This window comes from Bryobacter aggregatus MPL3, from assembly GCF_000702445.1.
GTDB classification, from domain to species: Bacteria; Acidobacteriota; Terriglobia; order Bryobacterales; family Bryobacteraceae; genus Bryobacter; species Bryobacter aggregatus.
Window position 1 is genome coordinate 853965 of sequence record NZ_JNIF01000004.1, and the last position, 24171, is coordinate 878135.

24 protein-coding genes, 1 pseudogene and 1 other annotated feature are annotated in these 24171 nt (G+C 57.5%); of the genes and pseudogenes, 13 read left to right on the top strand and 12 right to left on the bottom strand.

The features are described from left to right. Nucleotides 1-53: 53 nt before the first annotated feature. The gene (locus M017_RS0123330; RefSeq protein WP_031500647.1) at nucleotides 54-1433 is read right to left on the bottom strand and encodes a dipeptidase; all 1380 of its coding nucleotides are present in this window, start codon (nucleotides 1431-1433) and stop codon (nucleotides 54-56) included. A gap of 65 nt (nucleotides 1434-1498) precedes the next feature. On the opposite strand from M017_RS0123330, the gene M017_RS0123335 reads away from it, so the two are divergent. After that, the gene (locus M017_RS0123335; RefSeq protein WP_051670777.1) at nucleotides 1499-1927 is read left to right on the top strand and encodes a YkgJ family cysteine cluster protein; all 429 of its coding nucleotides are present in this window, start codon (nucleotides 1499-1501) and stop codon (nucleotides 1925-1927) included. On the opposite strand, the gene M017_RS0123340 is transcribed toward M017_RS0123335, so the two are convergent. Next, a complete protein-coding gene (locus tag M017_RS0123340) occupies nucleotides 1924-2739 on the bottom strand; it encodes an aminoglycoside phosphotransferase family protein (protein WP_031500649.1) in 816 nt (271 codons plus the stop codon). The genes M017_RS0123335 and M017_RS0123340 overlap by 4 nt on opposite strands. A 158-nt stretch (nucleotides 2740-2897) precedes the next feature. Between M017_RS0123340 and M017_RS0123345 the strand changes: the two genes are divergently transcribed. The 9 genes and pseudogenes from M017_RS0123345 to M017_RS27075 all read left to right on the top strand — a co-directional run bounded on the left by M017_RS0123345 (nucleotide 2898) and on the right by M017_RS27075 (nucleotide 10843). Then, on the top strand, nucleotides 2898-3233 hold the full coding sequence (locus M017_RS0123345) for a flagellar basal body rod protein FlgB (RefSeq protein ID WP_238326024.1): 336 nt from the start codon (nucleotides 2898-2900) through the stop codon (nucleotides 3231-3233). Further along, nucleotides 3233-3673, top strand: a complete 441-nt coding sequence (gene flgC / locus M017_RS0123350) for a flagellar basal body rod protein FlgC (RefSeq protein WP_031500651.1) — start codon at nucleotides 3233-3235, stop codon at nucleotides 3671-3673. The genes M017_RS0123345 and flgC overlap by 1 nt, the downstream gene beginning before the upstream one ends. A gap of 6 nt (nucleotides 3674-3679) precedes the next feature. Further along, nucleotides 3680-3991: a flagellar hook-basal body complex protein FliE gene (gene fliE / locus M017_RS28235; RefSeq protein WP_051670778.1), complete on the top strand. Its 312-nt coding sequence runs from the start codon at nucleotides 3680-3682 to the stop codon at nucleotides 3989-3991. A 44-nt stretch (nucleotides 3992-4035) separates the two neighbouring features. Beyond that, nucleotides 4036-5751, top strand: coding sequence for a flagellar basal-body MS-ring/collar protein FliF (fliF, locus tag M017_RS0123360; RefSeq protein ID WP_051670779.1), 1716 nt, complete (start codon nucleotides 4036-4038; stop codon nucleotides 5749-5751). A gap of 6 nt (nucleotides 5752-5757) precedes the next feature. Then, nucleotides 5758-6825: a flagellar motor switch protein FliG gene (gene fliG / locus M017_RS0123365; RefSeq protein ID WP_080508117.1), complete on the top strand. Its 1068-nt coding sequence runs from the start codon at nucleotides 5758-5760 to the stop codon at nucleotides 6823-6825. Then, the gene (locus M017_RS0123370) at nucleotides 6815-7543 is read left to right on the top strand and encodes a FliH/SctL family protein (RefSeq protein WP_031500655.1); all 729 of its coding nucleotides are present in this window, start codon (nucleotides 6815-6817) and stop codon (nucleotides 7541-7543) included. The genes fliG and M017_RS0123370 overlap by 11 nt, the downstream gene beginning before the upstream one ends. Beyond that, entirely contained in the window at nucleotides 7540-8886 is a 1347-nt protein-coding gene (locus M017_RS0123375) for a FliI/YscN family ATPase (protein ID WP_031500656.1), read from the top strand. Before M017_RS0123370 ends, M017_RS0123375 begins: the two co-directional genes overlap by 4 nt. Further along, nucleotides 8883-9302, top strand: a complete 420-nt coding sequence (locus M017_RS0123380) for a hypothetical protein (RefSeq protein WP_031500657.1) — start codon at nucleotides 8883-8885, stop codon at nucleotides 9300-9302. The genes M017_RS0123375 and M017_RS0123380 overlap by 4 nt, the downstream gene beginning before the upstream one ends. A 339-nt stretch (nucleotides 9303-9641) precedes the next feature. Further along, nucleotides 9642-10843, top strand: a pseudogene (locus tag M017_RS27075) (IS3 family transposase). Then, nucleotides 9923-10038 (top strand) — a sequence feature (AL1L pseudoknot). Its footprint overlaps the pseudogene before it by 116 nt. Before the next feature lie 1122 nt (nucleotides 10844-11965). Here M017_RS27075 and M017_RS0123405 read toward each other — a convergent pair. The 7 genes from M017_RS0123405 to M017_RS0123435 are packed head-to-tail and all read right to left on the bottom strand — an operon-like array spanning nucleotide 11966 to nucleotide 18051. After that, complete coding sequence (locus M017_RS0123405; RefSeq protein WP_051670780.1) at nucleotides 11966-14044, bottom strand: M28 family peptidase; 2079 nt, start codon at nucleotides 14042-14044, stop codon at nucleotides 11966-11968. Then, entirely contained in the window at nucleotides 14041-15618 is a 1578-nt protein-coding gene (locus tag M017_RS0123410) for a protein-disulfide reductase DsbD family protein (protein ID WP_031500659.1), read from the bottom strand. Before M017_RS0123410 ends, M017_RS0123405 begins: the two co-directional genes overlap by 4 nt. Continuing rightward, entirely contained in the window at nucleotides 15615-15845 is a 231-nt protein-coding gene (locus M017_RS29545) for a hypothetical protein (RefSeq protein ID WP_031500660.1), read from the bottom strand. The genes M017_RS0123410 and M017_RS29545 overlap by 4 nt, the downstream gene beginning before the upstream one ends. 23 nt (nucleotides 15846-15868) lie before the next feature. Continuing rightward, nucleotides 15869-16879 (bottom strand): phosphate acyltransferase PlsX, encoded by a 1011-nt coding sequence (gene plsX / locus M017_RS0123420; RefSeq protein ID WP_031500661.1) that lies wholly within the window; start codon nucleotides 16877-16879, stop codon nucleotides 15869-15871. An 18-nt stretch (nucleotides 16880-16897) separates the two neighbouring features. Beyond that, a complete protein-coding gene (rpmF, locus tag M017_RS0123425) occupies nucleotides 16898-17080 on the bottom strand; it encodes a 50S ribosomal protein L32 (protein WP_031500662.1) in 183 nt (60 codons plus the stop codon). A 20-nt stretch (nucleotides 17081-17100) separates the two neighbouring features. Further along, on the bottom strand, nucleotides 17101-17625 hold the full coding sequence (locus tag M017_RS0123430) for a YceD family protein (protein WP_031500663.1): 525 nt from the start codon (nucleotides 17623-17625) through the stop codon (nucleotides 17101-17103). Between the two features lie 60 nt (nucleotides 17626-17685). Continuing rightward, on the bottom strand, nucleotides 17686-18051 hold the full coding sequence (locus tag M017_RS0123435; RefSeq protein ID WP_031500664.1) for a hypothetical protein: 366 nt from the start codon (nucleotides 18049-18051) through the stop codon (nucleotides 17686-17688). A gap of 77 nt (nucleotides 18052-18128) precedes the next feature. On the opposite strand from M017_RS0123435, the gene M017_RS0123440 reads away from it, so the two are divergent. Continuing rightward, a complete protein-coding gene (locus M017_RS0123440; protein WP_051670781.1) occupies nucleotides 18129-19760 on the top strand; it encodes a glycosyltransferase in 1632 nt (543 codons plus the stop codon). On the opposite strand, the gene M017_RS0123445 is transcribed toward M017_RS0123440, so the two are convergent. After that, nucleotides 19714-20616, bottom strand: a complete 903-nt coding sequence (locus tag M017_RS0123445) for an NAD(P)/FAD-dependent oxidoreductase (protein ID WP_031500666.1) — start codon at nucleotides 20614-20616, stop codon at nucleotides 19714-19716. The genes M017_RS0123440 and M017_RS0123445 overlap by 47 nt on opposite strands. Nucleotides 20617-20659: 43 nt before the next feature. Here M017_RS0123445 and M017_RS28240 point away from each other — a divergent pair, with 43 nt between their 5' ends. Next, nucleotides 20660-21424: a 50S ribosomal protein L11 methyltransferase gene (locus M017_RS28240; RefSeq protein ID WP_080508119.1), complete on the top strand. Its 765-nt coding sequence runs from the start codon at nucleotides 20660-20662 to the stop codon at nucleotides 21422-21424. On the opposite strand, the gene M017_RS0123455 is transcribed toward M017_RS28240, so the two are convergent. Continuing rightward, complete coding sequence (locus M017_RS0123455; RefSeq protein WP_031500668.1) at nucleotides 21352-22623, bottom strand: glycosyltransferase; 1272 nt, start codon at nucleotides 22621-22623, stop codon at nucleotides 21352-21354. The two genes, M017_RS28240 and M017_RS0123455, sit on opposite strands and share 73 nt — an antisense overlap. Continuing rightward, complete coding sequence (locus M017_RS0123460; protein WP_031500669.1) at nucleotides 22605-22895, bottom strand: class I SAM-dependent methyltransferase; 291 nt, start codon at nucleotides 22893-22895, stop codon at nucleotides 22605-22607. The genes M017_RS0123455 and M017_RS0123460 overlap by 19 nt, the downstream gene beginning before the upstream one ends. A 26-nt stretch (nucleotides 22896-22921) precedes the next feature. Between M017_RS0123460 and M017_RS0123465 the strand changes: the two genes are divergently transcribed. Beyond that, entirely contained in the window at nucleotides 22922-24166 is a 1245-nt protein-coding gene (locus tag M017_RS0123465) for a M24 family metallopeptidase (protein ID WP_051670783.1), read from the top strand. Nucleotides 24167-24171: the final 5 nt, after the last annotated feature.

Sequence of the window (24171 nt, forward strand, 5' to 3'; positions counted from 1 at the left end):
GCGCTCTCAGCCGTATTCTTCGGCGGGTCTTGAATTACTGGTTCGGGCAGCTGCTACGCTCCATACTTCTCAAGAAAGTGCGCCACTGTCTCGATACCCAAATAGTAATTCTCCAGTTTGAACTTTTCATTCGGCGAATGGAGGCCATCGTCGGGCAGGCCCAGGCCCATGAGGATCGTCGGGATGCCAAGATACTCGTGAAACTCACCGACGATGGGAATGGAACCGCCGCTGCGCGTAAACACCGTCGGCTTGCCCATCATGTCTTCAAAGGCCTGGGCGGCGACAGCAATGGCAGGATGATTCGGATTCACCAGCAGCCCGGGGCCATCGGACAACACGTTCACGCTGCAGACAATCCCGGCCGGCGCATGCGTTGCGACAAAACTCCGCACCGCCTCAACCACCTTCTCCGGATTCTGGTTCGGCACCAGCCGCAGCGATACCTTAGCCGTTGCTGTGGCGGGGATCACGGTCTTCGCTCCGGCGCCGGTGAAACCGCCCGCGATGCCATGCACCTCGAGGGTGGGCCGTGACCACACCCGCTCGAGTACGCTGCGCCCAGGCTCACCGGTCAAGCGAGTGGAACCAACCTCATCGCGCAGCATCGCCGCTTCTGAAAACGGCAGGCTCTCCCAGGACTGCAACTCGGCCGCATCCGGTTCGGCAACATCGTCATAGATTCCCGGAATCTGAATCTGGCCCTCGCTGTTCTTGGTCTTGGCAAGCAGTTCGATCAATCCGAACACCGCATTCGGCGCAGCGCCGCCATAGAGGCCAGAGTGCAGATCGCGCATCGCGCCTTGCGCGGTGATCTCCAAATAGACAAGCCCGCGCAAGCCAATACAAAGCGTCGGCAGGCCTTCGGCATAGAGCGCCGTATCGGATACCAATGCGACATCGGCCTGCAGCTTTTCGCGGTTTGCCGGCACATATTTCGAGATGGATTTCCCGCCAATTTCCTCCTCGCCTTCGATCAGGAACTTCACATTCACCGGCAGCTTTCCATGCAACGCCATCAGTCCTTCGATGGCCTTCACGTGCATATAGAACTGGCCCTTGTCGTCCACCGCGCCGCGTGCGTAGATGTTGCCGTTCCGCAACTCTGGCTCAAAGGGAGGAGAGATCCAAAGATCGAGAGGGTCGGGCGGCTGGACATCGTAGTGGCCGTAGCAAAGCACCGTTGGCTTGCCATCGGCATGGAGCCAGTCGGCATAGACAAGCGGGTGTCCTTCGGTCGGAATGATCTCGACATTCTCGAGACCTGCGGCCTTCAGTTTGCTGGCTGTGAACTCCGCGGCTCGCAGGACATCGGCCTTGTGTTCCGGCAAGGTGGAGACGCTGGGGATGCGAATCAGCTCGAAGAGTTCATCGAGCAATCGCTGGCGATTGGATTCTACCCAGGGGGAAAGCGAGCTGGCGTTGGTGGACATGCGGAGTCCTCATTTTAGCGCCCCCACTGCTGGAGAAGGGGTTGAGATTGTTACGCTGGTGACAAGTGCCTAAAGCGTCGAGCTTCGAGATTCGATTCCAGTGCCAGACTGGCTGCCGCAAGTGTTGCGAGGTTAGCGGCTATGTCTATCTCACGGAAGAAGATGTCTCGAACGCCGCGCGTTATCTGAAGATGCCACAGGCGGATTTTGAAGCCCGCTTTCTCTATCGCACGCGGCACATGCGCCGCATTCGCAAACCGAGAGGCGGCAAGCAATGTCCTTTCCTGGATGAAAAGGGATGCAGCATCCACGCGGTGAAGCCGGTTCAATGCCGTCTCTTTCCTTTCTGGCCCGAACTGGTCGAGAACCGGCAGCAATGGAAGCAAACTGCGGAGTGGTGTCCGGGGATCGGGCAGGGCAAGCTGGTGCAAATTGGTACGGCGCTCGAGCTCGCCCAAGAGATGCGCGAAAAGTATCCCGACACCTACGCTTAGAGTGACGAGCTCTCGCGAGCCAGTTCCGAAACGGCAAGCTCTGCAATCGAGATCTCCAAGTCCGGCTTGAGCCCGTCTTGCATCATCCAGACTGCGGACAATCCGGACCAGGCGAGAATCCACTGCAGGAGTCTCTTTCGATCCAAGCCCGCCGAGGTGGTGACGATCTCCAATTGCCGGACCAGGCGTCCCGGTAGAAGCGCCGTCTCCGGATCGGGATTGCAAAACAGATTTGCAAAATCGAAAGTGCGCTCGCCGATCAGGCCTTTGGGGTCGATGGCGAGCCAGCCCCGTGGTCCGAAATCAAGGATGTTTCCGTGATGAAGATCGCCGTGCAATCCAACAATATCCTGTGGGCTGGCCAGGAGCTCACGGGCTGCCGCGGCGGAGTACTGCAGAACACCGCCATGCTGCAGCGCTGCGGGCCCCAGATCCTGAAACCAGATCTCGAGTGGCACCAAGTGCGCGGGGGGCTGCGCTCGCGGCGTATGGAGTTTTGCGGCAACAAGGCAGGCAATCCGGCTCGCTTCGTCGTCACGCCCTTCCCGTGCCATCGTGCTTAGAGAAGATTCTCCCATCGCGCGCTCGAGTAATAGCACCCCCTGGTGTTGTTCCAATACAAGCGCGGCCCCGTCGCCACCCCACCAGTCCATCAGGATCCCGGCGCGCTTTTCTTCCTCCACCACCGCAAGCTTCAGCATGGCTGGGAGCTCCCGATAGATCACCGGCAGCAGTGAACTGCTCGAGGTGTGAATGGGCAGACCATCGGGAACTAGCTCCCAACGCTGCAGATAGGGTTCGAATTGAGACATGGGGAATAAAAGCAGGATTGCATCCGTCCCGAAAGGGAACAAGACTGCTGCTGGCAATTCCTGGGCAACCTGCCATTTTATTGGCGCTTTGGGGGAGGTTTCAGGCGGAAATCCTCCCTCTTTTCCATTTGGTATCTCATTTGCATCATTCCTTGCGTATGTTCGATCCACTCACCGGACGGATGGCGCAATATCTGGACCTTCTGGCGGACCGCCAGAAGCTGGTGGCCGCCAATATCGCGAATGCCGATACCCCCGGCTACAAGACCAAGGACATCGACTTTCACTTTGAGTTCCAATCACTGCTCGATGGTGCGGCGCCTCATGTCATTGAGCCGGAAGGCCTGAAAACAAAGAACGACGGCAATAATGTGGACGTCGACCGGGAGATGCGGCTCTTGAGTGAGAACAGCATGCGCTTCAATCTTGTCAGCCAGTTAGTCAAGGGCGATGCCCGCGACATCCGGCTGGCCATTAAGGATGCCCGCGGCTAATGAGTCTCTTTCAAAGCTTAAGTGTGAGTGCATCGGGCATGTCGGCCCAACGTTTCAGAACGGAACTGCTCGCTCAGAACATCGCCAATTCGGAAACCACTCGCACCGAAGAGGGTGGTCCCTATCGCCGTCAGGATGCAGTCTTCCAGTCGGCAGGGGTCAGCAGCCCTTTCAGCTCTGCGTTCCAGTCCTCTCTTGATGCGCCCAATACGGGCGTTGCAATCAGTGAGGTTCAGATCGACGACAAGGACCCGATTCTGCGTTATATGCCCGGTCATCCGGATGCCGACCAGAAGGGCTATGTTGCGTTTCCGAACTTCAATCCGATTGAAGAGATGGTCGACATGACTAATGCCAGCCGCTCTTTCGGCGCGAATGTAACGGCCATGAATGCGGTGAAAGATATGATCTCGAAATCCATCGATTTACTCCGAGGCTAAGTGCGTATGGACTTTTCAATCTCAAAAGCAATTGAACTGGTAAAGCCGCTCGATCCGATCGCGATGCCGGATGGGATGAACCCCTTATCTCCCGGGACCAACGATTTCAAGAATCTATTCAGTGGTTTGATCGGAAACGTAAAGTCCGCCCAGGCCGAGTCGAGCAATCAGGTGGCGGCCTGGATGAACGGGGAAGATGTCGACGTCCATCAGGTTGCGATGAGCGTGCAGAAGGCGGGTCTCACCTTTGAGATCGCCATGGAGGCTCGCAATAAGGTGATGCAGGCCTACCAGGAAGTCATGAGGATGCAGATCTGAGGCACCGGCCTTTCGATGCTTAGTTCCATGAAGAAAGACGCCGATTGAACCAGATTCGCGAGCGATTCGACAGCCTGAGTCTTCGTCAGAAGATCACGATCGGGGTTGCCTTTCTAGCGGTAATCGCCGGTCTGTATGGCTTCACCACCTACCAGCGGGAGAAGGACTTCAAACCGCTGTTCACCCAATTGGCCCCCGAGGATGCAGGGCAACTCACCAACCGGCTGCGCGAGAAGAATGTGGAGTACAAGATCGGAGAGGACGGGGCGAGCGTCTATGTCCGGAGCGCCCGGCTTTCGGAACTTCGCCTCGAGTTGGCGGCTCAGGGATTGCCGAGAAGCGGCCGCATCGGATTCGAGATTTTCGACAAGACGAACTTTGCGCTCACTGAGTTTGCCGAACAAGTGAATTACCAGCGTGCGCTGGAAGGAGAGCTCGAGCGTACCGTATCCAGTCTGCGCGAAGTGGACCATGCCCGCGTTCATCTCACCTTTGCGAAGCAATCCATCTTTCAAGACAACCGCCAGCCCGCCAAGGCCAGTGTCGTTTTGAAACTCAAGACTGGGGCGCGTTTGCCGCAAGCGTCGGTGCAGTCGGTTGTGTTTCTCTTGTCCAGCGCGGTCGAAGGCTTGCAGCCCGAACACGTTTCGCTAATAGACCAGAACGGCATCCTGCTCAGCCGTCCTCGCAAGGCCGGCGCAGCGGAGGAGGACTATCCGGATATCCTGCTCGAGTACCGTCAAAAGCTCGAAAAGGACCTGCTCGCCAAACTCAATGCGACCCTGACGCCTCTGCTGGGAGAAGAGAAGTATCGTGCCGGCGTCACCATCGATTGCGACATGACGAGTGGGGAGGCGAGTGAGGAATCCTACGATCCGGAAAAAGCAGTCGTCACCTCGGAACAAAAATCCGAAGATGAGAGCGGGATTCCATTGGCAAGCGGTGTGCCCGGCACAGCCTCCAATCTTCCGCGTCCCACTTCCCGCCCAGCTTCCGCACAGACAGGCACCAAGCGAAAGACTGAAAGTACGAACTATCAGGCTAGCCGCTCCATCCGCCGCACCCGGACACCTCAGGGGGCGATCAAGCGTGTCTCCTTGTCGGTGTTGCTGGATCAGGATCTGCGATGGGAGGGCGTTGGCTCGACTGCGAAGCGAGTGCTTGATCCGCCCAGTCCTGAAAAGATCAAGGCGATCCGCGAGGTGGTATCGGCAGCAGTCGGGCTTGTTCCCGAGCGCGGTGATCTCGTCATCGTGGAGAGTCTGCCCTTTGATGCGACGTTAAAAGTCGCGGCGCCACTGGCACCGCTCCCGCCTGTTCCTCCCAAACCGATGTTAGAAATTCCGGTCCCGATACTACCTTTCTTACCGGCTCCGCTCAAAGATCCCAATGTCCTGCTTGCGGTGCTGGTGGCCTCGGTTGTACTGCTGCTGGTTCTCGGCATGGCTGTGTTCTGGTTCCTCCGCAAAAGAAAGAAGAAAGTTACTGCCACCGGAAGTGCCGCGATCCGGAGTCGCGCGGCGAGTACGGCAGAACTGGAGAATGAGGATGTATCCAGCGATGACCGCAGCTTTGAGGAGCGGCTGATCGAGCAGCAGGATTTGCAAAAGCGTCTCGAACAGAAAGAACTGGAAAAGCTGAAGATGCCTCATGTTACGACGCAAAAAGGCAAGATACTCCAGCAGCACATCACCGAGGAGGCAAAGAAAGACCCGATGATGATCGCGCTCATCCTGCGCAGTTGGCTCCATGGAGGCTAGAAGCTGATGGCTGAAACGCTCACTCCGGCGAAGATTCCTGATGTGCTCCCCGACGATCCGACGGTTCGCGTCAATCTTCCTGGTGCGAAGAAGGCGGCGATCCTGCTCATCATTCTGGGCGAAGATCTCACCTCGGAGGTCCTCAAGCAGATGGACGATGCGGAGGTGCACCGCATCGGACAAGAACTGGCTCGTGCCACGGCGGTGACCGCAGAAGTGGCGGAGGCAATTCTCGAGGAGTTCTACCAGATGTCAATCGCCCACCAATATGTCTTGAAAGGTGGTGTCGATTATGCAAAGAAGGTGCTGGTTCAGGCTTTTGGGCCGGAAGAGGCAAAGAAGATCCTCGATCGCCTTCTGAAGCAACTGGGCGGAGAGAGTCTCAGTTTTGATGCGCTGCAGAAGGCCGATCCGACACAGCTGGCAAAGTTCATTCACAATGAGCATCCCCAGACGATTGCCCTGATTCTCTCGCATCTGAACCCTTCCCAGGCCGCGGGTCTTCTCTACGCGTTGCCGGGGCCGATTCGTGCTGATGTTGCGCATCGCATGGCGAGCCTGGAGCAGATTTCTCCAGAAATCATCGGCAAGATCGCCAGCATTATCGGCTTGAAGCTCAAAGAGATTGGAGATTTTAGCCGGGAATCGACGGGTGGGGTTCAGGCGGTTGCTGAAATGTTCAACCGCCTCGATTCTGGCACAAGCAAGGAAATTCTGGAGTCGCTGGAAGATCTGAATCCGCAACTGACCCAGACGATCCGCCAATTGATGTTTGTCTTTGAGGATATGCTCATGGTGGACGAGCTTGGGATCAAGGAACTGCTGTCCCGTATTGACCGGAAACTGCTGACGGTTGCGCTCAAGGGGACTAGCGACAAGTTGCGGGATCATTTTCTCACTGCGATGTCACAGCGAGGTGCGGAGATGCTCCGCGAAGACATGGATGCGCTTGGCCCGGTCAAGATCCGCGAGGTCGAGGGCGCGCAACAGCAGATCATTACTACGCTGCGGCAACTGGAGAACGAAGGAGTTGTGAATCTGAAGGGGACGGTGGGCGAACAGTATGTCAACTAGCCGCCCTGCCGAAATCCGTACGGAGGATCGCACCCCGGCTCCAGCCGGCAGCATGTCGCGCATTCTTGAGGAGAGCGAAGCCGCGCGGATAGGCTTGGCACCTTGGGCCATTGAAGAGTTCGATCGGGAGCCGCTCATCACGGCTGCGCCGTTGATGGTCGAAGCAAGTGCGGTCGATGCGACGCAGCAGCAGATCGTGGAGCTGCAAAATGCGCACCGGTACGAACTCGAAGAAGCTGTCCATCGCACCAGAACGGAGTGCGAGGCGCGGGCGCAGGCTCGGATCCAGCACGAAATCGAACCCTGGCTCAAGCGGATGGCGCAGTCCATTGAAGATCTGGCTACGGTCAAGCAGCGCTATCGGCTGGAGAGTGAAGAGCAATTAGTCCGCCTGGCGGTGGCGATTGCCCGCCGGATTCTTCATCGGGAAATCCAGGTAGATTGCGAAGCGCTCCTTGGTCTGATTCATGCCGCGATGCAACGTTTAGAGGTGCGAGAGCTGAATCGCGTTCTTTTGAATCCCAAAGACCATGCCGCGCTCCAACCTTTCCTCGAACGCTTGGGTTTGCCACCCCGTGTCGAGATCGTCTCGGATGCGGGCCTTGACCGTGGAGCCCTTTTACTGGAAAGCACCACGGGCATTCTGGATGCCTCGATTCAGGCGCAACTGGACGAAGTCGAGCGTGGCTTCGTCGATCTGATGGGGAGAAGGACATGAAGGCTCTTGATATCCATCGATTTGAAAAGTACCTTTTACAGGCGGATCTGGTGCAGCGACGGGGCCGCGTGACCGATGTCGCGGGCATGCTCCTGGAAAGTGAGGGACCTGCGGCTGCAATCGGAGATTTCTGTGAAGTACTGCTGCCTGGTTCCCGGCGGATTCGGGCGCAGGTGATCGGTTTCCGCAATGGGAAGGTCTTATCCATGCCACTCGAGGACACGGGCGGGCTGGCCCAGGGGGCAACGATTCTAGCCCGTACGGAAGCCGCTAAGGTGCGCGTCGGGCCGTCATTGCTGGGCCGTGTTCTGGATGGCTTCGGGCAGCCGATGGATGGCGGCCCATCCATCGACTCCCAGGCTCTTTACGATCTCTATGCACCTCCTCCAGGCCCGCTCCAGCGTGAAAACATCTCGGAGCCACTGGTTACTGGCATTCGTGTGATCGACAGCCTGCTCACCTGCGGCAAGGGCCAGCGCATTGGTCTGTTTGGCGGCTCCGGCGTTGGGAAGAGTACTCTTTTGGGTTCAATGTGCAAACACCACCAAGCCGATGTTGCCGTGATCGCCCTGATCGGGGAGCGCAATCGCGAGGTGAAGAGCTTTCTCGAGCATGAGTTAGGTCCAGAAGGCCGCGAACGCAGCGTCATGATTGCAGCGACCAGTGACCAACCGGCGCCCTTACGGCTCCGTGCCTGTTTCGTTGCTCTGGCCGTTGCGGAGTACTTTCGCGACCAAGGGAAGGACGTGCTGCTTGTGATCGATTCGGTCACTCGTCTGGCGATGGCGCAACGGGAAATTGGGCTGGCTGCCGGGGAACCTCCAGGTCAGAAAGGCTATCCGCCGAGCGCCTTCCAACTGCTTCCGAAGATCTTTGAGCGGGCCGGCCGTTTCCCACAAGGGTCGATTACTGGTTTCTTCACCGTTCTCGTGGAAGGTGACGACTTCAATGAGCCGGTTTGCGACACGGTGCGGGCGATTCTCGATGGCCACATTATCCTTTCGCGGCAGTTGGGCGCGATGGGGCATTATCCTGCTATCAACGTTCTGGAGAGCGTCAGCCGACTCCAATCGAAACTGGCAGGCAAGGATCACAAGGAGGCGGCAAGGAATATCCGGGAGGCTCTGGCTGCCTTTGAGCGCGCCTCCGATTTGATTCAGCTTGGCGCTTATGTCCAGGGCTCCAATCCTCTTCTCGACTCGTTTCTGCGAAACCGGGCGCAGATTGATGGCTTTCTCCGTCAGGATGCGGATGAAACCTCCCCCCTGTCCCATACGCTGAATCAACTCCAGAGTCTGTCGACGATTCTTGGGATCAGTACGAATACTCCGGTCTGCAAATGAAGCGCTTTGCCTTTCGTTTGGAACGGATCCTCTCCTATCGCCGGGCGATGGCGGATCTGGAACATGCGCGGCTCCAAAGGATCGAAAACGAAGTTGCCTCCCGCCGAGCGAATCTCGAGCGGCTCAACGTGGACTTTGCGATGGAGGTGGCTCGTGCTAGTCCCGATTCGCCGTCCCGCGCGGAACTAGGGCGCTACCGGCGTTTTGTCGAGGCAGAGAGAATCCGTTTGCGGACCCGGATTGCGGAAAAAGAAGTTGAGCTTCGCCAGCAGCGGGAGATTTACAACAGGGCGAATCAGGGTGCCGAAGTACTCAACAAAGTGAAACTGAAGCAGAAGAAAATCTGGGAAAGCGAACTGCAAAAGGAACTGGATTCCCTCGCGATGGACTCTTACCTGTCGCGCTGGAAGCAGTGAAGCTAGCATACGCGCTCGGATCTTTCTGTTGCCAATAAGGATCGTTGTCAGTTGGTGGCTTGGGTGGCGGTTGGCCCCGGTCGGAACTCGATCGTGCTCCGCGGAGGAGGTGCTTGGCGCCGCTGTTGTTACGAGGTCTGTTCTCAGACCTAGAAGCGTCTCGTGGATGTCTGAGTAAGAGTTGTAAGCAGCCGAGGCGAACGAAGCCGAGGAAGTTTTCGACGCGATATTCCAGCGGGTCACAAGGCGGCGAAAGCGATGATCTTCGTGCCCTTGCCGCAACGGGTGCTGAACCGCCCCGGGTTTACCGGAGGCTCCAACGAATGAGAAGGTGGAGCCATGAAGCGAGAGATAAATAAGTATTCGCCAGAGGTACGGGAGCGCGCCGTGCGAATGGTATTGGAACACGCAGGGGAATACCCATCGAGGTGGGTAGCGTGCAGTTCGGTCGCGGCTAAGATCGGCTGCAACGCGGCCACTCTGCATGAGTGGGTGAAACGGCGGGAGATCGATCAAGGAACCTGAGCCGGAGTCCCCACCGACATGGCGGAGAAGATGAAAGCCATGGAGCGGGAGATCCGGGAACTCCGTCAGGCCAACGAGATTCTGCGGAAGGCCTCGGCGCATTTCGCGCAGGCGGAGCTCGACCGCCGACCGAAACCATGATTGCGTTCATCGACGATCATCGGGAAGAGCATGGGATCGAGCCGATCTGCAAGGTGCTGCCGATCGCCCAATCGACGTATCATGACCACGCTGCCAAACGCCGTGAGCCGGAGCGGTTGTAGCGGGATGAGGAGTTGAAGCTCGTCTTCGATTCCAACTTCGGGGTCTATGGGGTTCGCAAACTATGGCGGCAACTTCTTAGAGAAGAGATTGCCGTCGCCCGCTGCACGGTGGAGCGGTTGATGCGGAAAATGGGCCTAAAAGGCGTAATTCGCGGGCGGACGGTGCGCACCACCATCGGTGATACGTCAGTGCCGTGTCCGCTGGACCACCTGAATCGCCAGTTCCATGCACCGGCGCCCAACCGGTTGTGGTTGTCCGATTTCACCTATGTCTCCACATGGTCGGGCTTCGTATCTGTGGCCTTCGTCATAGACGCATTCGCCAGGAGGATCGTGGGATGGAGGGCGAGCCGGACGCCGCACACGGCCTTCGTCCTGGATGCTTTAGAGCAAGCTTTGTACGATCGCCGGCCAATGGGGGGTGCCGGGCTGGTGCATCACTCCGACCGTGGCAGTCAATACGTCTCCATCAAGTACACCGAACGGCTGGCGGTTGCTGGTATCGAGCCATCGGTGGGAAGTGTGGGAGATTCCTACGACAACGCCTTGGCCGAGACTATCAGCGGACTCTACAAGGCGGAGTTAATTCATTGCCGGTCCTGGCGAACTTTCGAGGAAGTGGAGTTCGCTACTCTTGGATGGGTCGACTGGTTCAACAACCGCCGGTTGATGGGGCCGATTGGCAACATTCCCCCGGCGGAAGCCGAGCAACGTTACTACGCCTCGCTGGAGCGTCCAGCTTTGGTCGCGTAACTTAGATCAACCAGCCTCCGGTAAACCCGGGGCGGTTCAGAGTCCAAGTTAATTGCAGGCTCTAGATGTGGAGTCTCAACAGATGATTGCTCTTGAGTAGGGATCTGCTGATGGGAGGCGACAGGCCCAGACTCTCATGTAGTCTGTGCCAGTTGTATTGGTGGAGCTAGGGTGCAAGAGCCCGGAATCGGTCTGCAGAATCTTGGGAAGACCGTGCATCAGCCCATTCTCTGAGAGCTGTTTGAAGGAAGTATTCGGCCTTGCCGTTGGTGCGTGGCATGTCGAGTTCTGTGAAGCGATACTTGATCCCAAGGTCGCGACAGGCAGTGGCCAAAGGACTTGGACTGATAGGCGGCTCCGTTGCCAGTCAGGATGGCCGGGAACTGGATTCCGAATTAAGACCGCATACAGGAATGCGATGGGACGGCATGACAATGCGGCCAATCTTCTTGATGTCCAGGTGGAGCAGATCCCCTGGCCGGTCATGCTTGTAGCGCGGGACCGGAATTGAAGGTTCCAGATGCTTCTGCCGACTCGGCTTCACTGCGTGTTGCGGGTATCCGGCAGCCTGCCCAGTGTTCCCGGCGTAGCGCCTCTACCTTTGCGACAAATTCAAGTGGTGTCTGGCATCGGAGCCGGTGAGGTCGCAAACTGCGTTCATCAAGCCTGCTGGAGCTAAGCTGCGAAAACGACGATGGCCCCATGTCGCGGCAGCCTTCGTGCTGACGTTACTTTTTGGGCAAGTTGCTCTCGACGATGAATCGTCGGTCGGGCATTGTGGTGACAGTCCATCTGGTCTCCACGGTCACCGATGTCTTTGCAAGCTCAGCTTCCCAGTTCTTGATCAGGTCGACAACCTATTGAGACATTACATCGAGCCCAGGAGATCTACGGCCAGATGCACCTTGCTGGCTGTTCTTCTCTTGGCTCCGTCGTAGCCGCACGTGACCCACTCTTCGGAGTCAATGTTATCGAGAATAGTCGCTGCCGGCTACGCTTTAGGTCCTGCCCCCAGACGCAGCATCTCACGCAAGTCGTGATCCATGGCAGCGAAATCTCTACCCGGATCCAACGTTGCGTCTCTGATCAACTTCCCAGGATGCAGATCGTTTGGGTATGCTTCTAAAACTCAGTCGCCAGCTTGGTGGCGAGCCGAATCTTTTCGTTGTACAGCACGAGCGCTTCCGTGAATGCCTTCATCTGCGTCTGTGCTTCTTCGATCTTTCCTGCTTCGATCGCCTCGCGGATGCCGGGTAGGGTCTTGGCCCCATAGCCGGTATATTTCCCCGGTGCGGAGAGCTGATACTTGTACCACTCTCGTCCGGGTAGGCCCTCGGGCCGTGTGAGCGCGCGCTCGCTCTGGAAAACGGCTTCGTTCAGTTTTTTCAACTTTGCGCGGTCCAGTGTCGCGAACTTTGCTTCGATGGCTCGCATCGCCGTGCCGAAGGCACGGGAACTGAAGGCGATCTTGTCCACCTCCCGCTCGAGCGGATCCCAGCCCAGTCCTTTTGCCTTGGGTGCTTTCTTGAGCTCATCCACCACCTCGTGGATGAAGCGTCCCACTCTTCCGAAATCAAACGGCACCACGTAGGCATCGGCCATCCGGGCCAGACCAGTTGCCATGAACCCAGCAAAGGCTGTTGTGAAAACGTAATCCGGATCTCCAAAGTATTGGAACCAGCGGACCGTATCGTAGATTGAATGGTAAACCCCACTCATGTTGCCCTCGAAGCCTGCATTCAGGCTGGCAATTCCCAAATGATGAACAAATGCCGTATAGTCGCTGCCGCTTCCTAAGGCATAAGCGCGGTAGGCTTTGCGATTGGACGATTCGAGCAAACTCTTGCCCGTTGCTGGATCGGGATAGTCCCGCATCCACTCTTCCACAAATTTCTCGAGCGAAGGCGTTGCTTGTACCGACATCGCGCCGCGCAAGGTGGAGTCGGAATTGAAATAGCTGACGGCATTCTTCAACAGATTCTCGCGATGCTTCTCCGCCCATTCCGTCGAGCCGATCAAGCCAAACTCTTCCGCATCCCACAGTGCAAATATGATGGTGCGTTTGGGTTTCCAGCCTTGTTGCGCGGCCTTGCAGAGAATGCGCGCCGACTCGAGGAGACTGGCGGCGCCGCTTACCGGGTCCGCTGCGCCATTCACCCACGCATCATGGTGATTGCCGTAAATCACATACTGATCGGGGTAGACACTCCCTTTCAGATGGCCAATGACGTCATGGATGGTTCGCGTGGCGTTGTCCACTTGCACCCGCATGTGCACGGTGACGGGGCCTGCGCCTGCGTGGTAGGTCACCGGGATCGCACCGCGCCATTCGAGGGGCGCGATGTCGCCCTCGATCTGTTCCAGAATCGGCTTGGCGTCCTCCCAGGAAATCGGCAGCACCGGAATCTTCTGGATGTTCTTCGCGTCCTCCATCTTGATGCGCGGGACACCGGCAATGCTTGGCTTCCCAGGAGTCAACGGGTCTCCGGGATACATGGGCAGATCCATGACACTGCCACGCTGTACTCCCGGTGGCGGCCGGAATGGACCCTTCGGATAAATGTCACCCTGGTAATAACCGTCATCTTTGGGGTCTGAATAGATGAGGCAACCGATGGCGCCATTCTCAGCGGCAACCTTCGGCTTGATCCCGCGGAAGCTTCTTCCATAGCGGACCAGCGCAATCTTTCCCTTCACCTCGACGCCCTTTGACTTGAGGAAGGCATAATCTTCCGGCAGGCCATAGTTCGCGTAGACGACCTGCGCGGTGATGTCGCCATTGGCTGTATAGGCGTTGAAGGTGGGAATTTGATTGGCGTTGCCCGAGTCTGGATCTTCTTTGACCACCGGCTCACGTAACTTCGCGCCGTGATGATTTGGACTGACAATCTCAAGCGTGCGCTGGACGGGGTAGGGAAGCATCACGTCGAAGCTCTCGAGATGGGCTTCGAGGCCGAACTCCTTAAACTTCGCGAGGGCATACTCGGCCACGCTCTTGGATGCCGGAGATCCGGCGTGATGCGGTTCCCGGGCCAGACGGGCCATCGAAGCACGAATCTTGTTGGATTCCGCCATGGCGCGCAGGCGCTCTTCGAAGGGTTGCCGCGCCTTCGCTTCGTCTTCTGGAAACCCGCGAATGGGTTCGGCGGCATAGGCCTGCTGGAGCAGCAGGCAAACTAACGAGAGAGAGAGTTGCTTCATGCTTTGCCAAGAGCCGAGTTCAGGAACTTGCTGAACTCCCCGGCATCCTTCGTCAGGCCCGGGAAGCTTGCAACCACCTTCTGATCGGTATTGAATACAGCATAATAGGGGATCGCTACGGTCTGGAAGAGACTTTCCTGCAATTTCTGGTTCGCCACACTGTTCGGATCGTCCAACTCGTCGGTATAAAGCTCAATCAGTACGAACTTCTCCAGTGCTTCCTTGATCTCCGGTTTCGGGAACATGTTCGCCTTCATCCAGTGGCAGTTCGTGCAGGCGACACCGGTGAAATTGACAAACACCAGCTTATTTTCGGCTTTTGCCCGGGCGATTGCTGCTTGCAGGTCATTTTTCATCCAAGGCAGTTTGGCTTCTGCGGGACCGCCGAAGCTGGCCCGGCTTCCTTCGGCTGCGGCGGGAACATAAGCTTCCAGCTCACCGAGATTCGCACCAAACATCCCGGGCACCAGGGACAGCGCGAAGGTGATGAATAGGGTTCCGACCAGGGCTCGTCCGACGCCCAGGCTCTCTCCGATCTTGATCCCGTCCATCGGAATCTTTCCAAGGAGATAGAAGCCGGGCAGCGCGAACAATACGACCCAGGCAGCCAGGAAGCGTTCCCGGGTGAGGAAGCCCCAATGGAGAACGGCGTCTACATTGCTCAGGTATTTCAGCATGGCCGCAAGGATCAGAAAGCCCATCACGACCTTGATACGGATCATCCAACTGCCGGCGCGCGGGAGCCCCTTCAAGACGCCGGGAAACAAAGCCAAAAAGAAGAAGGGGAGCGAAAGGCCAAAGCTGAAGGCCATCATCCCCAGGGCGGGAAGGAGTTTGTCGCCTTGGATGGAGGCGGCCAAGAGCGTTCCGACGAAGGGGCCGACGCAGGCGAAGCTCGTCAGAGAGAAGGTGAGTCCCATCAACAGGGTGCCGGCAATGCCGCCGCCATCGCTTGCGGAATTCAGCTTTGTGAGCAAGCCGGAAGGCAGGGTAATCTCATATGCTCCTAGAAGACTGAGCGCCAGTGCAAAGAAAACAATGCAGATGAAGGAGTTTACCCAGACGTTGGATCCGATCGAGACCACTCCGAAGGGGCCGAGAATTGCTGTCAAAGCGAAGCCAATGGCCGTAAACAGGACGACAATCCCGGCGCAGAAGAGTACGGCGTCAGCGAGAATTCTGCCCTTCGAGGCACCCTGCTTTTGCAGGAAAAAGCTCATCGTGATCGGAATCATTGGGAAGACGCAAGGAGTGAGGACGCTGGCGAGACCAAAGCCAAAGGCGAGCAGGAGAAACTCGCTGATGCTCTTTTGGGCGGGGGCGGTCTGGGTGGGGGTTGTAGTCCAGGCGAAGGCGGCGTCGTAAACGACTGCCTTTTTCCTCGGCGGCAGGCACTGACTGTCGTCACAAGCCTGATAACGGACTTCGACTGCAAGATCGGGTTGGTTTGCCGCAATGTCTCTTGTTGCCTTTGCCACAAGAGTAAACTCGACGGCATCTCCAAAAGTCTCGGTTTCGGTACCGAAGCCCGGATCCATTTTCCGGATCGGCGCCGGTTGGTCGACACGGATCACTTCAAACGCGGCCGCTTCAGGAGCTTGAATTTTGGTGGGTTTAGGAGGGGGGGCGTGGTGAGGGAATACAGATGCCACCCTGCATCGAGCTTAGCCCGGACCGGAATCTTGAACTCCGCGCCAGCCTTGGCTGCCGGAATTGGTCCGAGTGCCCAGTGGATCGGGTCCAGCTTCTGTGCAACCAGACTGGAAACAGCTAGGGCAAGCAGGCAGACAAGGCGGCGCATATATCTATTGATTCTGGCGCAGTTTATTTGGATTCGCGCAAGGTCGCCAAACCTTCTTCGATTCTGTCGTTTACGCTATTGTTGGCATACTCGGCAGCAACGCGGATGGCGTTCTTGATCGCGTTCGGGTTCGAACGGCCGTGGCAGATGATACAAACGCCTCGAACGCCCAGAAGCGGTGCGCCACCGTACTCGGAGTAGTCCGTACGGCGCTTGAGCTCACTGAAGCCGTTCTTGGCCAGCACCGCGCCTACCTGGCGGGTGATGGTGGAGCTTAGGCTCTCCTTGAGCATGCTCTTGAAGACCTCGACCAGACCTTCGCTGACCTTCAGCGCCACATTCCCGATGAAACCGTCGCAGACGATCACGTCGGCCAGACCCGTGTACAGGTCGCGGCCTTCGACATTGCCGATGAAATGAATCGGCAACTGCTTCAACAGTGGGGTGGTGGCGTGGGTCAGAGCATTGCCCTTGTGTTCCTCCTCACCAATGGAGAGGAGGCCTACGCGGGGCTTGGGAATGCCGAAGATGGCCCGGCTGTAGATGTGCCCCATGAAGGCGAACTGGGCCAGCATCTCTGCAGACGCGTCCACATTCGCTCCGATATCGACCAGAACGGTGGGGGTTCCTTTGAGAGTAGGGAAGGCGGTTGCCAGGGCAGGGCGTTCGACGCCACGGATCATGCCCTGGACCATTTTCGAGGTCGCCATGGCGGCGCCAGTATTGCCTGCGGAGACAACGCCAGCGGCAACGCCATCACGGACCAGCCGGCAGGCTACACGAATCGAGGAATCCTTTTTGGTCCGCATTGCTTTCGCAGCAGAATCCTCCATCGTGATCACCTCGCTTGCGTTGGTGATCTCGATGGGCAGGTTTTTCCATTTTCCGTGCAGGTTCAGCTCGTCTTTGATGACGCTTTCGCGTCCGACAAGTACAACGCGAACATCAAAGGCTTTGACGGCGCGGAGCGCCCCTTCCACTTCGCTTTTGGGGGCGTGGTCGCCGCCCATTGCATCGACGGCAATGGTGATCATTGGCCGTGTTTGTGAGCTTTAATACTTCTCGACTTCGACGACAGCGCGACCCTTGTAGAATCCGCAGGAGGGGCAGGCGCGGTGGGGGAGCTTGGAGGCGCCGCAGTTGGAGCATTCGCTGCCGACGGGCTTGGCAATCGCATCATGAGCCCGGCGGGTGGAGGTGCGGCGCTTCGAGTGACGGCGTTTCGGATTAGGCATTTCAATTTCCTTCTAAAAAACTAACTCTTCAATTTCAGTCCACGGAGTGCTTCCCAGTGATCCTTGGCTTCCACCGGCTCACAGGTACAATCTCGCAGATTCCAATTCTCACCGCAGGACGGGCACAGACCCTGACAATCCTCGCGGCAAGTCCTTTGCATCGGGAGAGCCAATACAACTTGCTCTCGCAATAAATCGTTCAACTCCAGGCCTTCGCCGGCATAGAAACCGATTTCGACGTCCTCGTCGCCCAGGCCTTCTTCTGGTTTCATGTCCGGACTTTCCGGCAGATAAACCAAATCAAAGTCTGTGTCGACCGGGAAACGATACGATTCCAGGCACCGATCACATTCGATGTCAAAATCCAACTTCAAGTGGCCTTTGACCCGAATCTCATCGAGCACCTGCCGTAACTCGGCTTGACCTTCCACTTTAAGAGGGGAAGCCTGCTTTAATTTCGGATCGAGAAAATCGATTGCATCAACCGGTAACTCGAGTGAAATCCGCAGGGGACGTAACTCCATATCCCGCACGTTCAGAAACATGCACACCTCCTCGCTTCAGTTTCGCGAGTCGCAAAACTTCAATTGTAGCACCAATTTGCGTTAGCCGCGGTCTTCAAAGAGCGGCTCGACTTCCATGGAAGTCAAAACCCACATTCCATATGCGCCGAGAGCACTGCCAATGGGGATGCTGATGATGGTCAGCGAGCAAATCACCATCCCGAGCGTCCGGGCCCAGGGCTGTAATCGTAACAAACCCATGCCGGTGAGCGTCAGTGGCACAGCCAGGAAAATATTTAAGAAGACAATTCCGACGACGATCGGACCCAGCACCGTTGAGGCGCCCTCGAAAGCGTTGGACAGCTCCGATGGCCCCCCATTGGCGAGCATCCAGATGAGAGAACCCAGGCCGCCGCCGATTCCCATCACGATCATCAAGATCGCCAACGTACGAAGATGTTGCGCCATGCGAATTCCATAATACCGATTCGACGGCGAAAAAACAGAAACGATACGTTATACTATTCGAGAATCGTCCACTTCTAATGCTTATCGGCACTGAATCTCCAGCGTTTCTGCTTGCGGCTCCCAGTACCGCTGAGAAACTTCTCGATGCGCTATTCGACGACACCTTCGCTGGTGTCCACTCGCTGGCTGCATTTGACTACCTGATTTTGATCCCCTATTTTCTGATGCTGCTGGTGTTGAGCTTCTATGGCTGCCACCGTTTTGCGATGATTCGGGGCTATTTTAAGGGCTTGAAGAACATGCCGAAGGAACCGGCACAGCGATTCACCCAGCTGCCTAAGGTCACAATTCAACTTCCTCTATTTAATGAGCGTTTTGTCGTAGAGAGGCTTTTGGAGAGCGCGAGCCGGGTTCGTTACCCCGAGGGGCTGCTGCAGATCCAAGTGTTGGACGATTCGACGGATGACACTGCTCCGTTCACGAAGGAATTGGTCGACAGTTATATCGAGCGTGGCTTCAATATGGAGTATCGCCATCGCAGCAATCGCCAGGGCTACAAGGCCGGTGCGTTGCAAGCGGGGCTGGCTACAGCGACTGGGGAATTGATGGCAATCTTCGATGCGGACTTCGTCATTCCCGAAGATTTCCTCGAAAATACAGTTCACTATTTCACCGATGAAAAGGTCGGTGTGGTGCAGACGCGCTGGAGCTATCTCAACCGGCACTATAACCTGTTGACCGAAGTCCAGACCATGCTGTTGGACGGTCACTTCATCCTGGAGCACGGTGCCCGCGCCGGGACCGGACTCTTCTTCAACTTCAACGGCACGGCTGGCATCATGCGCAAGTCGATGGTGGAAGATGCGGGCGGCTGGCAGCATGACACGCTCACCGAAGATAGCGATTTGAGCTATCGCGCACAGATTCGAGGCTGGCGCTTTGTGTACCTTCCGCATGTGCATTGTCCGTCGGAGTTGCCGGTGGAAACCTACAGCTTTCAGGTGCAGCAATCGCGTTGGGCCAAGGGTCTGACACAGTGCGCGAAGAAACTGCTGAAGATGATTCTGAGCAAGGATCTTCCGTTCCGCGTCAAGCTGGAGGCGTTTTGCCACCTGACCCCGAACATTTCGTATCCGATGATGATTCTGGTGTCGGCACTGATGCTGCCGGTGATGATCATTCGCTTCTACATGGGGCCGCTCGAAATGTTGCTGTTGGACTTTCCGCTGATCATTGCGAACTTCGTCAGCCTGACGGCCTTCTATTTGATCGCGCAGCGTGAGTTGGACCCGAAGGGCTGGAAGCGCACCATCTGGTTTATGCCCGCTCTGATGGCGGCTGGGGTGGCGCTCACCATCAGCAACACGAAGGCGGTGCTCGAGGCCTTATTCAACGTGCAGACCAGCTTTGCGCGCACGGCGAAATACAATCTGAGCGACAAGAAAATCAAAGTGGATCAGGCCGAGTATCGCCGCAAAAGCGGTTGGCTGCCCTTTCTCGAGATCGCGATGGGCAGCGCTTTTCTGGCAATGGTCTACTACTGCATCGAATCGTTGAACTTCCTGAGTATTCCGTTCCTGATGATTTTTGTGAGCGGATACTACTGGGCTGGATTCAGCACACTCTGGCAAGAGTATCAGGGCCTGCTGCAGTTCCGTGCCGCTACGAAAGCAGCTCTCGAAGCCGCTCCGCAGCAAATAAACCGCTAAGCGCGGCGCCTTCGACGCGCGCTCCTCCAAAGGCATCTCCGGCCAGCAGCAGGGGTTTCTTCGAATCGACTTCGTAGAAACTCGTGTTGTGCTGAACGGTGGGCTTGGCATACTTCCAGCGATGCAGCTTCCAGGCCGTTGCCTGGTAGCCATTGAGGAGCATGGGCGCTATGTCTTCCGCATTGCGTTCCCAGTGGTTGAGGCTGAATTGCGCACTGGCGTGGATGGTGAGGTTGTGGGAAGAAGGCGAGATGCCCTTTCGGCGGTTGTCCGCAATCCAGGTGACCGGTCCTCCATCGTCGATCTGCTTGTAGCCTGGCTCGGGAAGATCGGGGGCTTCGCTCAGGATTGCCATCAGGGCGAGGCAGCGGTCGTAGGTGATCGCTTCGAGCTCGGGGAGCTTGCGGTCGAGCATGGCGAGGGTTTGGGGCACCGGGCAGGTGGAGATCACCGCGTCGGCGTGCAGCACTTCATCGAAATCGGTCTCCAGGTTCCAGACACCTGCGGATTCAAAGATCTGACGGACCTTGGTGCCGCAGCGGAGGTCGAGGCCCTGGCAGAGGTGGGTGGCGATCGAGTTCATGCCTGCCTGGCCGATGTAGCGGTCCCGATCCCAGAGACGGATGATCCCCTTGGTCTCCCAGGCGCGCTGGTAGCTGGCGAAACGTTCGTGGCGCACCGTGAAGTACTGCGCACCGTAATCAAAGATGGCGCCCTCAAAGGGACGCGTGGCTAGGCGGCCTCCGGCGCGATTGCCTTTATCGAGAACCGTCACCTGGAAGCCGTGGCGCCGGAGATCATGAGCGGCCATCAGGCCGCTGATTCCCGCACCGAGAATCACAACACTTTTTTGCACTACTTCCAGTTTCGCTGGAGAATGTTACAGAGAGATCAAATCGATGTTTATGGTGCGTGTGGCGGAGATTCGGGAGGATTGGGGTTCTTGGCCGATTGATGGAGCGGAAGAAAAAGAGACCTCGACCTGGGTCTATTTTTCGAATCCGGTAGTGGCAAAGAGTTTTGCCAAGGCCTTCTCTTCGAAGGTGGAGAAGGCGGTCTGGGAAGTGGATTTGAGCTACCAGCAGGAATGGACGGCGAAGGCGGTGGGAACGAAGTGGTGGCTGGCTCCGGCCTCGGATCGAGAGGCGCCCGCGGGGCGGTTCCGGCTGGAGATGAGTCCAGGGCTGGTTTTTGGGACGGGCGAGCATGAGACGACTTGCGGTTGTCTCGAGATGATGGAACTCGTTGATTTTGCGGGCAAGCGCGTCTTTGATCTGGGCACCGGGACGGGGATTCTTTCGGAAGCGGCGCAAAAGCTGGGCGCTACTCTGGCGATTGGCTGTGACCTCGAATGGGATGCCGCCGTGATGGCGCAGCAGCGTGGCGTGACTGCCTACCAGGGGCCGAGCTTCGCACTTCCGGACGCCCAGTTTGATGTTCTTCTGGTGAATGTTCCAGGCTATGTGCACCTCGATCTGGCGCCCGAGTACGGACGCTTGCTCCAGGTGGGAGGCACTCTCATTCTGAGCGGCTACTATTCCTGGCAGGCGGAGCGGATTGAAGAGGCGCTGCCCGGCTTTGCGAAGCAGAGTCAGATTTTGCGGGGAGACGGTTGGGTGGCGGCAATCTTCTCGCATGCGGCCTCGACCGCATCTTCTGACTGAATCAAGATTCCCATGCTGCGGGCCAGTTCCTGCTTGGTTCCGGCGGCAACGAGCGCTTCTTCGAGGAGGTGGGTGTTGAAGCTTTTGCGCGGGATGGAGACGCCGACCCCAAGCTGGACGCAGCGGCGGGCATTATCGGGTTGATCGTGTGAGAAGGGCACGACTACCATTGGTTTGCCGGAGCGGAGCGCCTGAGCGGTGGTGCCGATGCCGCCCTGGTGGATGTTGACCGCCGCACGTGGCATGAGCGTGGAGTGCGGCGCGTAGGGAGAGACCAGGATGCGGTCTGAGGCGAGCTTCTGGTAGTGCGCAAAGTTGGTGCGGCCCACCAGAAAGATCGCCCGCTTCTTCATTCTTGTGACGGTGGTATGGGCTTCTTCATAGAAGGAGCCCGGGTCCAGAACGGCCGAGGTTCCGAGCGTGAACACGTAGGGCGGATCGCCAGCGGAGAAGAAGCTTTCGATGTCGGAATCGATGGAGAACTGATTGCCGTCCAGCTTGTCGTAGAAGGGAAAGCCGCACATGGTGAAGGGCTGTGGGAAGTCCGGTTTCGGCGCCATGAAGTGCCTGGAGAACAGCATGAGATTGCCATGAGGAGAAGTATGTCCGAAGAGGCGGGGGACTGCGTTTTGCGGCAGGCCTTCCTGTTTGGCGAGTTGGTAGACCTTCTTGAGCAGCAGGCGATTCAGCTGGTGCAGTCCGCTGAAGAGGATGCGGAGGATCGCAGGGGGAAGAGCAGGGAAGAAGGGCATCGCCGGGATGAGCGGCGGATCGAAGGCCGAAAACACGGCCGCCGGTTGCAAGGCCGAATGGATGTAGGGGAGTCTCAACTTGGCCGCAGCGAGCGGCAGGCCGAAGGCTAAGACAGAACCGAAGAGGATATCCGCGTTTCGCGCTTCGGCAAGCAGGATGCGGTAAGACTCTGCCAGAGGTGGAAGGAACAGTTCCTGCAGGACATAGCGTGTGCCATCGAGGCTATCCATGGCCTTCCGGCGAGTTTCGCGGTCGTGCTCGAGTTGGTCGAGCTGTGGCGGAATCGCAACAAAACGGATGCCTTCCGATTCGACCTTCTCGCGATACATACTGCTGCTGGCGAGGGTGACCCAATGGCCGCGCTGCTTGAGGCCAATGGCAATGGCGAGGTAAGGGTGCAGGTCTCCGAAGGAGCCCAGGGTGGCGATCAGGACATGCTTTGCCATTCGTGGATGTGGCCTCCCTCGGCAAGAACGCGGCGGATTTCAGGGGTGATGGGGCCGGAGGTGTAGATGTCGGTAAAAAAGCCATCGCGCCAGGGAAGATCATCGGCATTGCCTTCGGTGAACATGCAGTTATCGAGACCGAGCGATTCGGCAAGGGCGCGGGCGCGGTCGATCACGTCGAGCTGATCTGCAACTCCGACAAACAAACCATCTACCAGCTTGGGCCAGCCATCGAGGATGGGGACCACCAGAATCTTGCGGTTTGGCAGCACACTTCTATTCTGGGATGATATTGAGCATGCTGAGAAGTCTGTTATTGGTTTTCTTTGCCTTAGATGGATTGGCGCAAGGGATTTCCCTGAGTGAGTACGCAGGGCGCCGCGAAGCCTTACGGAAGACTTTGACGGATGGGGTAGTCGTGATGTGGGCCGCGCAACCTCCTCCCGATATCTATGATCGGAATGGCGTGTTCCAGGAGCAGTACTTCTTCTATCTGACGGGCTGGAAGGAGCCGAATGCGGCTCTTTTGTTGTGTGGGGCCTGTCCGGCGGGAAGCCGGGAAGTGCTGTTTCTGCCCAAGCGCAACGCGCGCAAGGAGATCTTTGAAGGGCCCCAGGTAGCGCCAGGAGACCGGGATGCCGTGGCCAAGACGGGTTTTGCGACGGTGCTTCCGTTTGAGAAGTTGGAGGGCACGATTGCCCGTGCGCTGGAATCAGCAGGAGACCTGTATACCCTGTTCGATGGCCATGAGACGACGCTGGCTAAGATTGCCCCTCTGCGCGAGGTGAAAGACGTCAAGATGGCGTTGAATCGCATGCGCATGAAGAAGAGCGATGCGGAGATTGCATTGCTGCAGAATGCGGTGGATGCGAGCGTGGCCGCGCATCTGGAGAGCTGGACGGTAACGAAGCCGGGCTTGTACGAGTATGAAGTGTCGGCTGTGATGCAGCAGGTCTACTATTCAAAAGGTTGTGAGAGAAACGCCTATCCGCCGACTGTCGGGAGTGGTCCGAATAGCGTGATCCTGCATTACTCGGCGAACAAGCGGCGGATGGATGCCGGGGACGTGATGGTGTTGGATGTAGCTGCCGAATGTTCGATGTACGCGGCTGACATTACGCGCACCATTCCCGTCGATGGTACCTGGACTGAACGGCAGAAGCAGATTTACCAGATGGTGCTGGGGGCGCAGCAGGCGGTCATCGATGCCGCCAAGCCCGGCATGTTGTTGAGCGAGATGACAAAGATTGCCCGCGATTATTTCGACAAGCAAGGCAATGGACCGAATGGCAAGCCGTGGGGTAGCTATCTGACGCATGGGGTGAGTCATCATATTGGGCTGGATGTACATGATCCCTTCGATCCTGCGATGCCGCTGCCGGAGGGCGCGGTGATTACGGTGGAGCCTGGGCTGTATTTGCCCGAGGAGAATCTTGGCGTCCGGATTGAGGACATGATTGTGTTGACGAAGGACGGGTCGCGCTTGATGACGAGCGCGTTGCCGCGGGAACCTGATGAGATTGAGCGGAGGATGAAGCACTGAGCGCA

Coding starts and splice junctions, on each gene's coding strand:
- M017_RS28240 (WP_080508119.1), top strand. CDS start 20,660: ATGTTTATGGTGCGTGTGGCGGAGATTCGGGAGGATTGGGGTTCTTGG.
- M017_RS0123375 (WP_031500656.1), top strand. CDS start 7,540: ATGAAGGCTCTTGATATCCATCGATTTGAAAAGTACCTTTTACAGGCG.
- M017_RS29545 (WP_031500660.1), bottom strand. CDS start 15,845: ATGCGCCGCCTTGTCTGCCTGCTTGCCCTAGCTGTTTCCAGTCTGGTT.
- M017_RS0123430 (WP_031500663.1), bottom strand. CDS start 17,625: ATGTTTCTGAACGTGCGGGATATGGAGTTACGTCCCCTGCGGATTTCA.
- M017_RS0123440 (WP_051670781.1), top strand. CDS start 18,129: ATGCTTATCGGCACTGAATCTCCAGCGTTTCTGCTTGCGGCTCCCAGT.
- M017_RS0123370 (WP_031500655.1), top strand. CDS start 6,815: ATGTCAACTAGCCGCCCTGCCGAAATCCGTACGGAGGATCGCACCCCG.
- M017_RS0123455 (WP_031500668.1), bottom strand. CDS start 22,623: ATGGCAAAGCATGTCCTGATCGCCACCCTGGGCTCCTTCGGAGACCTG.
- M017_RS0123380 (WP_031500657.1), top strand. CDS start 8,883: ATGAAGCGCTTTGCCTTTCGTTTGGAACGGATCCTCTCCTATCGCCGG.
- flgC (WP_031500651.1), top strand. CDS start 3,233: ATGAGTCTCTTTCAAAGCTTAAGTGTGAGTGCATCGGGCATGTCGGCC.
- fliE (WP_051670778.1), top strand. CDS start 3,680: ATGGACTTTTCAATCTCAAAAGCAATTGAACTGGTAAAGCCGCTCGAT.
- plsX (WP_031500661.1), bottom strand. CDS start 16,879: ATGATCACCATTGCCGTCGATGCAATGGGCGGCGACCACGCCCCCAAA.
- M017_RS0123465 (WP_051670783.1), top strand. CDS start 22,922: ATGCTGAGAAGTCTGTTATTGGTTTTCTTTGCCTTAGATGGATTGGCG.
- M017_RS0123435 (WP_031500664.1), bottom strand. CDS start 18,051: ATGGCGCAACATCTTCGTACGTTGGCGATCTTGATGATCGTGATGGGA.
- rpmF (WP_031500662.1), bottom strand. CDS start 17,080: ATGCCTAATCCGAAACGCCGTCACTCGAAGCGCCGCACCTCCACCCGC.
- fliG (WP_080508117.1), top strand. CDS start 5,758: ATGGCTGAAACGCTCACTCCGGCGAAGATTCCTGATGTGCTCCCCGAC.
- M017_RS0123405 (WP_051670780.1), bottom strand. CDS start 14,044: ATGAAGCAACTCTCTCTCTCGTTAGTTTGCCTGCTGCTCCAGCAGGCC.
- M017_RS0123340 (WP_031500649.1), bottom strand. CDS start 2,739: ATGTCTCAATTCGAACCCTATCTGCAGCGTTGGGAGCTAGTTCCCGAT.
- M017_RS0123330 (WP_031500647.1), bottom strand. CDS start 1,433: ATGTCCACCAACGCCAGCTCGCTTTCCCCCTGGGTAGAATCCAATCGC.
- M017_RS0123345 (WP_238326024.1), top strand. CDS start 2,898: ATGTTCGATCCACTCACCGGACGGATGGCGCAATATCTGGACCTTCTG.